Consider the following 12,170-nt stretch of genomic DNA (forward strand, 5'->3'; position numbering starts at 1 on the left):
CCGCGAGAACACGGACCCGACCGCCTGGAGGAACGTGACGAGGCGCCTACCGTCCAACCCGCCCAACCTGCCGGGCTTCGCCTTCGTCCGCGTCCTCGGCTCCGGCGGTTTCGCCGACGTGTTCCTCTATGAGCAGAACATGCCGCGTCGCCTCGTCGCGGTCAAAGTGCTGCTCGCCGAGGTCGTCAATGACCAGGTGCGCCAGATGTTCCAGGCCGAGGCCAACCTGATGGCGCAGCTGTCGAGCCATCCGTCGATCCTCACGGTGTACCAGGCGAGCGTCGCCGCCGACGGGCGGCCGTACCTGGTCATGGAGTTCTGCTCGTCGTCGCTCGCGCACCGCTACCGTACGCAGCCGCTCCCGCTCAGCGAGGCCGTCTCGATCGGCGTGCGGATCGCGAGCGCCGTGGAGACGGCGCACCGGCAGGGCGTGCTGCATCGCGACATCAAGCCGTCGAACATCCTCACCACCGCCTACGGCCACCCGGTGCTCGCGGACTTCGGCATCGCGGCGACGCTCGCGCAGATCGAGCATGCGGGCTCGGTCGGGATGTCGATCCCGTGGTCGGCGCCCGAGGTCCTGCGCGAGCAGGTGTCGGGCTCGGTCGCGAGCGAGGTGTGGTCGCTCGGGGCCACGGTGTTCTCGTTCCTCGCGGGACGGAGTCCGTTCGAGTCTCCCGAGGGCGACAACAGCTCGTCGGCGCTCGTCGCGCGCATCGGCCGGGCGAAGCTGCCGCCGCTCGGGCGCGCCGACGTGCCGCCCAGTCTCGAGCAGGTGCTCGCGCGGGGGCTGCAGCGCCGGCCCGAGTCGCGGCAGGAGAGCGCGCTCGAGTTCGCACGCGACCTTCAGGCCGTGGAGGACGAGCTGGGGCTCGCGCAGACCCCGGTCGAGGTCGCGGTCGACGACTGGGCGATGACGAGCGGGGTCGACCTCGACGAGCGCACGGTCGTGAGCGGCACGCACGCGATCCCGGGCGAGGGCCCTCGGCGCCAGCGGCGGCGTGCGGCGGCCGGCACGACCGGCACGTCGACGATCAGGCGATCGGCCGATGCCGGCCGGTCGACGTCGACCGCGCCGCGCGCCGGACGGCGGCGCGTGTGGGGCGCGACGATCGCGGCGATCGTCATCGTCGGCATCCTGATCACGGTCGTCGTCCTCGCCGCCCGGTCCGGGGCCGGCGCGCCATCGGTGTCCGAGGTGCGATCCGTGCAGGGCGACGGCACCCTGACCTTCGAGTGGGACGACCCGGGCGTCGCCGCCGACGACGCGTACCTCGTGACGATCGACGGCATCGCCGCGCCCGCGCAACGCGAGACGTCCATCGTGCTGCGGGTCGTCGACGGGGAGCGGGTGTGCGCGACCGTGCGGGTGCTGCACGACGGCCGCGCGGGCGAGGCGAGCCCCGAGGCCTGCGTCGAGGTCGAGGGGCGCGCCGGATGAGCGCCGCGCGAGGACTCGACCGCCGGCGATCGGTCGCCGCGACGTCCGCGGTGGTCGCCGTCGTCCTCGCGCTCGTCGCCGGGGTCGCGATCGCCTCCGGCGGCTACCGGGCCGAGCAGGTCGACCTGGGCGACGGCTCGGTCTGGGTCGCGAACGACCGGCGCCAGTCGGTCGGCCGGGCCAACACCGTCGTGCACGAGTTGAACGCCGTGGTCGAGACCGGCGCGAACCGTGTCGAGCTCACGCAGCGCGGCTCCACCGTGCTCGCGCTCGACCGGTCCAACGCGAACGTCAGCATCCTCGACCCGGTGACCTCGACGCTGATCGACACGGTCGCGGTCCCGCCGCAGAGCCCGGTCATCGCGATGGCCGGGTCGCGCGTCGTGGTCGCGGCCGACGGGCAGGTCTGGACCACGCCGGCCGAGGAGTTCGCCGCGTTCGACGCGGACGCCGAGCCCGCACTCGAGTTCGGCGCCGGCACCATCGTCTCGGTCGACGACGACGGCATCCTGTTCGCGTACACGCCGACGACCGGTGCGATCGCGCGGGTGGACGCGGCCGCCGAGGTGACCGTGTCGGAACGCTGGGCGATTCCGCCCGCTGAAGGGCCGGGCACCCCGCAGCTGACATCGGTGGGCGGTCGCTGGGCGGTGCTGGACCCCGAGCTCGGAACGCTGCGCACCGAGGATCGCGAGATCGATCTCGGCGGAGTGCTCGGCGACGTGGACGGCGCCGTGCTGCAGTCGCCGTCGACGACCGGCACGACCGCCGCCGTCGCGACCCGAAGCGGACTGTTCGTGGTCCCGCTCGACGGTGCCCAGCCCCGCGCGGCCGTCGACGGCCGCTCGGGCGTCCCGGCACGCCCGGTGGTGCATGACGGATGCCTCAACGCGGCGTGGTCCGACGGCACCGCGTGGCGCTCGTGCGACGAGCGTGACGACGAGGGCGTGCTCGTGACGCTCGAGGGCGCGTCGGGATCGACCGGGGTCGTGTTCCGGGCCAACGGCGACGCGCTCGTGCTGAACGATCCGCGGAGCGGGCGGAGCTGGGCGGCCTCGGACGACTTCGGGCTCATCGACAACTGGGACGCCCTGCTCGCCGATCCCCGTGAGGACGAGCGGATCGAACGGAACGATCCGGCCACGCCGCCGACCCTCGAGAAGGCGCAGGCCCCGCCCGTCGCGGCCGACGACACCCTCGGTGCACGTGCAGGCCGCGCGACGATCCTGCCGGTGCTGCTGAACGACTACGACCCGAACGGCGACGTGATGGTCGTCGAACGCATCGACGGGGCGTTGCCGGACGGTGCGGCCATCGATCTCGTCTCCGACCGTCAGCAGGTGCAGCTCACCCTCGAGGGCGACGTGGGCGGCGTGCTCACGTTCGGGTACACGATCAGCGACGGCCGGGGTGGCACCGCGAGCGCACGGGTCGTGGTCGAGGTGCGCGAGCCCGACGAGAACGGGCCGCCGATGCAGATGCGTTCGACGGGGGCCGCCGTGGCGAGCGGGGGCCGGGTGAGCGTCCCGGTGCTGGGCGAGTGGATCGACCCGGACGGCGACCCGTTCTTCCTCCGCACCGCGGGTGCGTCGGAGACCGCCGCGGTGAGCGCGACGGCCGACGGAGTCGTCGTCGTCGACGAGCAGGGCGGGCCGGCGGGGACGAGGACGATCGGACTGGCCGTCTCGGACGGGCGCGACGAGGGGTCGGGCGTGCTCGAGGTCGACGTCCGCTCGCCGGGCGACGTCCCGCTGGTCGCGGAGCCGTTCGTCGCGCTCGCGACATCCGGTGAGGAGGTGCGCCTCGAGCCGCTGCGGCACGTCACGGGCGGCAACGGCGATGTCCGGCTCACCGCGGTGCCGGCGAAGCCAGATGCGCAGCTGGTCGCCGACTTCGACGGGGGTTCGTTCCGCTTCCAGAGCCAGGCCGTCCGCACCCACTACCTCGAGTACACCGTGACCGACGGCACCCAGACGGCGACCGGGCAGGTGCGGGTCGAGGTGCACGCGCCGCCCGAGCGCGACACCACGCCGATCACGGTCCCGCACACGGCCTTCGTCCGGGCGCAGCACCCCGTCGAGCTCGATGTGCTCGCGACCGACATCGACCCGCGCGGCGGCGTCCTGCTCATCAGCGGGCTCACGCGCGACGCGTCCGAGCTCGGCGTGCGAGTCGAGGTCGTCGAGCACCGGATGCTCCGAGTGACGCTCACCCGACCGCTCGAGCTCGGCTCAACCGAGGTCAGATACCGGGCGAGCAACGGGCTCGCCGACGCCGAGGGCGTCGTGACCGTGGTCGAGGTGCCCGCCCCGGCGACCGCGCAACCACCGGTCGCGGCACCCGACCGGGCCTCGGCCCGGACCGGCGACGTCGTCGACCTGGCGGTCCTCGAGAACGACGAGCATCCGGACGGGGACGCGCTCACGCTCGCGGCAGACCTCGTGAGCGGCCCCGAGCGCGGACTGATGTTCGCGTCAGGCGACCGGCTCCGGTTCTTCGCACCGGAGGAGCCCGGCGTGTACCGGGCCGTGTACCGCGTCGAAGCCCCCGACGGCCAGTTCGCGACCGCGACCGCCGAGGTGTCGGTCCGTGGCGTCGACCCCGAGACGAATGCCGCGCCGGTGCCGGCGACGGTCACCGCGCGGGCGATCGCGGGCGAGACGATCCGGATCCCTGTTCCGCTGGGCGGGACCGATCCCGACGGCGATTCCGTGCAGTTGCTGGGCGAGGAGTCGGCGCCGGAGCTCGGGCTCGTCTCCGATCGCGGCGTGGACTGGCTCGAGTACCACGCCGGCGACTACTCGGCGGGCACGGACACGTTCCGCTACGCCGTCGTCGACGCGCTGGGGGCCAAGTCGACGGGGAGCGTCCGGGTCGGCATCGCCCCGAGACTCGAGGGTGCCAGGATGCCGGTCGCGGCCCCCGACGAGGTGATCGTCCGACCCGGACGGACCATCGAGGTGCGGGTCCTCGCGAACGACTCCGATCCCGACGGCGGCGCGCTGTCCATCCTCGACGTCGAGCCGATCGCGGGAGACGCCGCGGCCGAGGTCGACGGCGACGTGATCCGGGTCACCGTCCCGGACGCGGAAGGCACCTACGGGTTCCTCTACTCGATCCAGAACGAGCAGCTCGCGACCGCGGGCAGCTATGTCACGATCGAGGCGCGCACCGATGCACCGCTCGCCCGCCCCGAGGCCGCCGACACGATGCTGAGCCTCAGCGACATCGCCGATCGGGACCGGGTCGACGTCGACGTCCTCGAGCACGTCTTCATCGCCGACGCCCCGGTGTCCCGAGCGACCGTCGACCTGGTGCCCGGTTTCGGGGACGCCGCGCGGGTGCGAGCCGACGGCCGGATCCGAGTGGAGGTCGGCGACCGGCGCCGGATCGTCCCGTTCACCGTCGGCCATCCCGACGATCCGTCCCTCACCGCGACCGCCCTCATCTGGGTGCCCGGCCGGGCGGATGCCGCGCCGCAGCTGCGGTCGGACGCCCCGCGCGTACGCGTGGACAGCGGCGACGAGGTCGAGCTCGAGCTCGCCGACTTCGTGATCGCCGCATCCGGCCGGCCGGTACGGATCACGGACGTGGCCTCGGTGCGCGCCTCGAACAGCGACGGGTCTGGACTCGTCGTCGACGCCGACACCCTGCGGTTCCGGTCGGCGCCGGGATACTTCGGGCCGGCCTCGCTGTCGTTCGTGGTGACCGACGGCGAGTCCGCCGACGACCCGAGCGGACGCACGGGCACGATCGTCATCCCCATCGAGGTCCGCGCGATGGCAGGACAGCCGCCGTCGTTCACGGGTGGCGTGGTCGACTTCGAACCCGGTCTGTCGAGGCGGATCGACCTCACCCGGCTGACCTCTACGCCGCAGTCGGACGCCGAACCTCGTCTGAGCTTCGACATGGGCGACGTGCCCGACGGCTTCCGTGCTGAGCTGCGCGGGCACGACCTCGCCATCCAGGCCGAGGACGGCGTGGCGCTCGGACAACGTTCCGCGCTGGTCATCGAGGTCGCCGACGGCGACACCGAAGGCACCCCGGGGATCATCGAGCTGCGCGTCGTGCCCTCCACCAGGCCGCTCGCGTCGCCGGCGCCGGATCAGGCGATCGCGGCGCGGGGCCAGACCACGCGCGTCGACGTGCTCGCCAACGATCAGGCCGGGAATCCGTTCCCCGGCACGCCGCTGCGAGTCGTCGGGGTCCGAGGGGTCGACGACCGTTCGCTGCCCTCCGGCCTGCGCGTGGTCCCGAGCGACGACCGATCGACGCTCGCCGTCACGGTCGCCCCGAACGCCGACCCGGTCAACACGACGGTGCAGTATCAGGTGGCGGATGCCACGGGCGATCCCAGCAGGTTCACGTGGGGCACGGTGGCGATCTCGGTCCAGGACCGCCCGAGCCCGGTCACGGACCCGCGCGTCACGGGCTTCGGAGACGGGTCGATCGACCTGGCCTTCGGAGCCGGCGTCGCCAACAACTCGGCCGTCTCCGGGTACGAGGTCACGCTCGTCGACGCCGACGACGGCGGGGTCGTCGGCGGGACGACGTGCGCGGCGACGACCTGCACGGTCCGCACACCGGGGAACGGGCAGGACGACGCCGTGCGGGTCCGGATCCAGGCGCGCAACGCGATCGGGCTGTCGGATCCCGTCGAGGTGGCCGGCTCGGTCTGGTCGGACGTCGTCCCGCCCCCGCCGTCCGGACTCGACGCACGTCCGCTCGACGGCGGCCTGCGCCTGCAGTGGCAGCCCGTCGGCACCGTGTCGGGAAGCAGCGTGCGTGCGTACGTCGTCGAGGTCGGCGGGGTCTCGACCGAGGTCGCGGCGGGCGCCGCATGCACGCCGACCACCTGCACGTTCGAGACGCACGGGCTCGCGAACGGCAGCCGGGTGCCGGTCGCCGTGAGCGCTCGCAACGAGGCGTACCCCGCGCTCGCCATGTGGACGCAGGCGACGGGCACGGGCACGCCGTTCGGTGCGCCGATCGCGGGCATGATCCAGGTGACCGGCGATGCCGCGACGGGCACGGTCACGGTGTCGTGGTCCCCGTTCGGCGGCAACGGCGACGCGGTCGCCGGGTATTTCGTGCAGCGACTCGTCCCGGACGACGCGAACGTGCCCGGAGGTCCGCAGGCCTGCCAGGTGACCGCGCCGGCACCCGGGCAGGTCGTTCCGCCCGCCAACGGCGGCAACGTCGCCGCGACCATCGGCACCGGCCCCGAGACCACGAGCGTGCAGTTCGGGGACGCGATGGGCGAGGGGACGAGGTACTCGTTCATCGTCTGGGGATACAACCGTTCGGGCTGTGCGCACACCGAGGTCGCGGGCACCGTGGTCCGGCCCGCGCCGGCTCCAGCACCCGGAACGGACCCGGCTCCGGTGGTCATGCCGGCGTTCGTGCGGGCCGCGGCGGTCCAGCGTGCTCAGGCGACGGCGCATCCGTTCGGCGAGCTGGACCGGCTCGCGGTGACCGGATGCATCGCATGTGCGGGATTCCGAGACCGGTGAGTGCGATGGAGGAGCAGCCGTGACCATGACCCCTGAGGGCGCGACCCGGTTCGCCGCGAACCTCGACCGGCTCGTCGCCGCGGTCGAGGAGGTGCTGCTCGGCAAGAACCGCATCGTGCGGCTCGCGTTCACGGCGCTGCTGAGCGAGGGGCATCTGCTGCTCGAGGACGTCCCCGGCACCGGCAAGACCTCGCTGGCCCGCGCGATCGCGCAGTCCGTCGCGGGCACGAGCAATCGGGTGCAGTTCACCCCCGATCTGCTTCCCGGCGACATCACGGGCGTCACCGTCTACGACCAGCGCACGGGTCGCTTCGACTTCCACCCGGGCCCGGTGTTCGCGAGCATCGTGCTGGCCGACGAGATCAACCGGGCCAGCCCGAAGACCCAGTCGGCGCTGCTCGAGGTCATGGAGGAGGGGCAGGTCACCGTCGACGGGCAGACGCATCCGGTGGGGCATCCGTTCATGGTCATCGCGACCCAGAACCCGATCGAGCAGGCCGGCACCTACCGGCTGCCCGAGGCGCAGCTCGACCGGTTCCTCATGCGCAGCTCGATCGGATATCCCGACCATGCGTCGACCATCCGGATCCTCGAGGGCGCCGATCAGCGGGCGCACGAGCACGTGGTCGAGCCGCAGCTGGACCCCGGCGAGGTCGCCGAGATGGCCGCGCTCGCGCGGACGGTCTACGTCGATCCCACGATCCACGACTACGTGTCGCGGCTGGTCGAGGCCACGCGCACCGCGCGTGAGGTCCGGCTCGGGGTGAGCGTGCGCGGCGCGCTCGCGCTCATCCGCACGGCCAAGACCCATGCGGCGGGACGCGGCCGCCACTACGTCGTGCCCGACGACGTGAAGGCACTCGCCGAGCCGGTGCTCGCGCACCGGCTCATCCTCGACGCCGAAGCCGAGTTCGACGGCGTGACCGCATCGAACCTGGTCGCCCAGGTGCTCATCGAGACCCCGCCACCGTCCTCGAGGCAGGCGGGGTGAGCCTGCCGACCCGGACCAGGCTCTCCGAGGACGCGGCCGGGCAGGGCGTCCTCGCGATCCTGATCGCGCGCACCGTCCACGTCGCGCACCGCATCCACGAGACCGTGCGCACGGCGGGCTCGGCGCTGCCGAAGGTCGTGACCCCGGTCGGGTGGGGCGTGCTCGTCGCGGCGACGCTGGCGCTCGCGGCGGGGTACGTCTGGGGCTGGGCGGAGCTCGTGGCGCTCGGCTGGGGACTCGCGATCGCGGTCGGCCTCGCCGCGCTCTGGCTGATCGGCACCGGCGCCTCGAAAGTCGAGCTGACGCTGCCGACGCCGCGCGTCGCGGTCGGCGAGCTCGCGGAGGCCAGGCTCACGGCAGAGAACCCGGGTCATCGCCGCTTCGGCGGCGTGCAGCTCGAGCTCCCGGTGGGCGACCGGGTCCTGGAGCGGGTCCTGCCGGCCCTGCCCCGGGGCGGCGTGGTCGACGAGCGGCTCCGCATCCCCACCCAGCGCCGAGGGGTCGTGCCGATCGGACCCGCTCGGACCGTGCGCGCCGACCCCATCGGCATCGTGCGACGTGAGGTCGTCTGGTCGGGGACGGTCCTGCTGCACGTGCATCCCCGGACGGTCGCGATGGGAGCGCTCAGCACCGGCTTCGTGCGCGACCTCGAGGGTTCGCCCACGCGGGACCTCACGGCGAGCGACATCGCCTTCCACGCGCTGCGCGAATACGTCCCCGGAGACGACCGGCGCCACATCCACTGGCGCAGCTCGGCGAAGACGGGGACCTTCATGGTCCGGCAGTTCGAGGAGACGCGCCGGAGCCGGTTGATCGTGCTGCTCGACCTCGATCCGTCGGCGTACGCCGACGATGAGGAGTTCGAGCTCGCGGTGAGCGCTGCGGCCTCGCTCGGCGCGCGCGCCATCCGCGATGCGCGCTCGCTCGCGTTCGTCGCGTCAGGTGCGGCCGGGGCCCGCTCGCCCGTCAGGCAGCTGCCGACCGTGTCGCGCGACCGACTGCTCGATGCGCTCAGCCTCGTCCAGCTCGAGTCACGGGCGGCCGCCCTCCCCGATGTGGCGCGCGCCGCAGGTGAGACCCAGCAGGGGGTCTCGCTCGCGTTCCTGGTCACCGGCACCGCGCACGGCGTGGCTCATCTGCGCCTGGCCGCCAGCCGGCTTCCGCTCGGGATCGAGACCATCGGCGTCCGCTGCGTGCCCGAGGGCGAGGCGAGCTCCCGGCAGTCCTCGGGACTCACCGTGCTCGGCATCGGGTATCTCGAGGATCTCCAGGCGATGCTCGCCAGGCGGGCGGCGAACGCATGACGACGCTCGTGCCGCGTGCGCCCGGGGGAGCCCGCGCAACCGTCGCGAAGCCCGACCGCGTGACGACCGCCACGGGCGCCGCGTTGCTCACCGGGCTGTTCGCCGCGGCGATGATCCCGTGGTGGCCGGTGTACGAGAGCACCGCGTTCGTCGTGTGCGCGGCGGTGGCCGTGTTCGCCGGGCTCGGCATCGGGATCGCGGGTGCGCGGTTCCGCTGGCCCGCGTGGTTCGTCACCCTCACGATCGCCGCTGCGTACCTCGTGCTCGGCGTGCCGGCCGCGGTTCCGAGCCGCGCATGGCTCGTCGTGCTCCCGACCCCGGCGGGCCTCGTCGACCTCGTGGCGGGTGCCGCGCTCTCCTGGAAGCAGCTGCTGACCGTGGCGGTGCCCGTCGGGTCGTATCAGGCGCTCCTCGTCCCCGTCTTCCTGCTCGGCCTCGTGGGCGCCGCGATCGCGGCGACGATCGCCTTCCGCTCGAGGCGTCCGGTCGTCGCCGCCGTCCCACCGGCGGTCGTGTTCGTGACCGGGATCGTGATGGGCGTCGTCGACGACGAGCTCGCGGCCGTCGCGGGCCTCGCCTTCCTCGTCGCCGTGATCGCGTGGCTCGTGCGTGCGGCGATCCTGCGACGTCGCGCGCTGGGCGGGTCGCCGCCGATCGAGGCCGCGCTCGCGGACACCCGGCGCGTGCTCGGGGCCACGGCACTGCTGTCGTTCGCGCTGGCCGTCGCCGCCGTCGCGGCGGTCGCCCTGCCCGTCCCGCAACGGACGGTCGCCCGCTCCGAGCTCCAGCCGCCGTTCGAGCCACGCGCCGAACGCAGCCCGCTCATCGGATTCCGCACCGCGTTCGAGCCGGCGACGCGCTCGCAACCCATGTTCGAGGTGAGCGGCCTTCCCGAGGGAGCCGGCCTCAGGGTCGCCGCGCTCGACACCTACGACGGCGTGGTCTACGCGGTCGGCGGCGAAGACGGGCAGGGGCTCTCCGGCCGGTTCGCACGGGTGCCGTACCGGCTCGACCAGTCCGCGGCCGTCGGAGGCGAGGTCCGGCTCGAGGTCAGGGTCCTCGGCTACTCCGACGTGTGGGTCCCGGGCGCCGGGAGCCTCGAACGCATCGAGTTCGCCGGACCGCGCGACGCGGCGCTCGCCGACGGATTCGTCTACAACGACGTCACGGGCACCGCCGCGGTGCGCGACGGCCTCGTCTCGGGCGATCGCTACACCGCGTGGTCGATCGTCCCGCCGGTCCCCGATGAGCTCACGGGCCTGCAGCCCGGCACGGCGGTGCTGCCGCCGGCACCCGGTCTGCCCGACGCGCTCGCGACCCTGCTCGGCGAGTGGGCGCCGGCCTCGGGCGCCCCGGGCGAGCGGCTCGCCGCGATGATCGACGGCCTGCACCGCGACGGGTACCTCAGCCACGGACAGGCCGGCGAACAGGCGAGCCGCTCCGGCCATGCCGTGGACCGCATCGCCGAGCTCGCGGTCGAGCGACCGATGCTCGGGGACGGCGAGCAGTACGCGGTCGCCGCTGCGCTCATGGCCAGGGAGATCGGGTTCCCGGCTCGCGTCGTGGTGGGATACCTCGCTCAGCAGCCGGGGTCGGACCCTGTCGGCGCGGGCGGAGATGGCGCAGGCGGAGACGTGGTGTTCCGCAACGACGACCTTCAGGCGTGGATCGAGGTGCAGACCGCGGACGGCGCGTGGCTGCAGGTCGATCCGAACCCCGACCCGCGCGAGATCCCCGAGCGGCAGCCCGACGAGCCGATCGTGGTCTCCCGGCCGCAGTCCGCGCTGCCGCCGCCGGAGCCCCGGACCCCGGTCGAGGATCTCGACGACGAACCCGAGCAGGCCGGCGACGATGACCCGGGCGAGGAGCAGCCCTGGGTGGGCATCGTGCTCGGGATCCTCAACGGCGTGGGACTCGCGCTCCTCGTCGTCAGCCTGATCGCGAGCCCGTTCCTCGCGATCGTCGCCGCGAAGCTGCGGCGCCGGCGGATCCGTCGCCGCGCACCGACCGTCGAGCAGCGCATCGAGGGCGGCTGGCAGGAGTTCGCCGACACGGCCGCGGATTTCGGGCTCCCGGTCGCGCAGGCGGGCACGCGCGCCGAACAGGCCGCGTCCGTCGGCGGGCTCGACTCGCTCGTCCTCGCGGGCGTCGTCGATCGGGCGCTGTACGCGCCCGACGTCCCGCTCGCGGGCGACGACGAACGGGTCTGGACGGCCGTCGCCGAGCTCAGGCGGAGGCTCGGCGCCGAGGCCGGGCGCCGTCGCAGCCTGCTGGCCGCGATCTCACTGGGGTCGCTCGGGGGGTACGCTAACTCGCGGAGAGGAGGCCGTTCGTGAGGTGCCGGATCTGCGGGGCCGAGTTGCCCGACGGAGCGATGTTCTGCGGGGAATGCGGCAGTTCCACGAGCGCGACCCCCGAGTCGCGTCGACGCCCGGATCCCCGGCCCGGCGACACGACCATCCTCGAACGGTCGAAGCTCGCGACCGGGGTCGTGAGCGTGCCCGTCGACGGATTCCGCCGCGTCGAGCCCGAGCCGGACCCGACGCCCGCCGCGACGGCACCGGCCGAGGCAGGCCCGGTGTCGTTCACGCTGACCTTCAGCACGGGCGAGACGCGGACGGTCGTCGGCACCGGGCTGATCGGCCGGAAGCCGCTGCCGCAGCCGGGCGAGACGTTCGATCATCTGATCCAGATCGGCGACCGGACGCTGTCGGTCTCGAAGTCCCACCTCGAGTTCGGGCAGCACGACGGCATCCTCTGGATCTCCGACCGGTTCTCGGGCAACGGCACCGTGGTGCGGCGGCCCGACGACGGCGCGCTCAGGTGCGAGCCGGGGCGCCGCTACCTGGTTCCGCGCGGCAGCCGCGTCGAGCTCGCCGAGCAGCACTTCATCGTCGACTGACGCCGCACCGCCTCACGTC

Annotated in this window: 6 protein-coding genes; all 6 read left to right on the plus strand. The window is 73.5% G+C overall.

Translation table 11 applies throughout. The features are described from left to right. The first annotated feature begins 34 nt into the window (after positions 1–34). From RH864_RS15800 to RH864_RS15825, 6 genes are read left to right on the plus strand one after another with little or no spacing between them, the layout of a single operon-like run. Complete coding sequence (locus RH864_RS15800) at positions 35–1,441, plus strand: serine/threonine-protein kinase (protein WP_310518530.1); 1,407 nt, start codon at positions 35–37, stop codon at positions 1,439–1,441. Continuing rightward, positions 1,438–6,954, plus strand: coding sequence for an Ig-like domain-containing protein (locus RH864_RS15805; RefSeq protein WP_310518531.1), 5,517 nt, complete (start codon positions 1,438–1,440; stop codon positions 6,952–6,954). The genes RH864_RS15800 and RH864_RS15805 overlap by 4 nt, the downstream gene beginning before the upstream one ends. Before the next feature lie 19 nt (positions 6,955–6,973). Next, the gene (locus RH864_RS15810) at positions 6,974–7,945 is read left to right on the plus strand and encodes an AAA family ATPase (protein WP_310518532.1); all 972 of its coding nucleotides are present in this window, start codon (positions 6,974–6,976) and stop codon (positions 7,943–7,945) included. Beyond that, positions 7,942–9,249, plus strand: coding sequence for a DUF58 domain-containing protein (locus RH864_RS15815; protein WP_310518533.1), 1,308 nt, complete (start codon positions 7,942–7,944; stop codon positions 9,247–9,249). Before RH864_RS15810 ends, RH864_RS15815 begins: the two co-directional genes overlap by 4 nt. Next, the gene (locus RH864_RS15820; protein WP_310518534.1) at positions 9,246–11,585 is read left to right on the plus strand and encodes a transglutaminase family protein; all 2,340 of its coding nucleotides are present in this window, start codon (positions 9,246–9,248) and stop codon (positions 11,583–11,585) included. The genes RH864_RS15815 and RH864_RS15820 overlap by 4 nt, the downstream gene beginning before the upstream one ends. After that, the gene (locus RH864_RS15825) at positions 11,582–12,151 is read left to right on the plus strand and encodes a zinc-ribbon domain-containing protein (protein ID WP_310518535.1); all 570 of its coding nucleotides are present in this window, start codon (positions 11,582–11,584) and stop codon (positions 12,149–12,151) included. Before RH864_RS15820 ends, RH864_RS15825 begins: the two co-directional genes overlap by 4 nt. The last annotated feature ends 19 nt before the right edge of the window (positions 12,152–12,170 follow it).

Origin of the sequence: Agromyces aerolatus, assembly GCF_031432255.1 — a bacterium.
In the GTDB taxonomy this organism is placed as follows: domain Bacteria; phylum Actinomycetota; class Actinomycetes; order Actinomycetales; family Microbacteriaceae; genus Agromyces.

Coding starts and splice junctions, on each gene's coding strand:
- RH864_RS15805 (WP_310518531.1), top strand. CDS start 1,438: ATGAGCGCCGCGCGAGGACTCGACCGCCGGCGATCGGTCGCCGCGACG.
- RH864_RS15820 (WP_310518534.1), top strand. CDS start 9,246: ATGACGACGCTCGTGCCGCGTGCGCCCGGGGGAGCCCGCGCAACCGTC.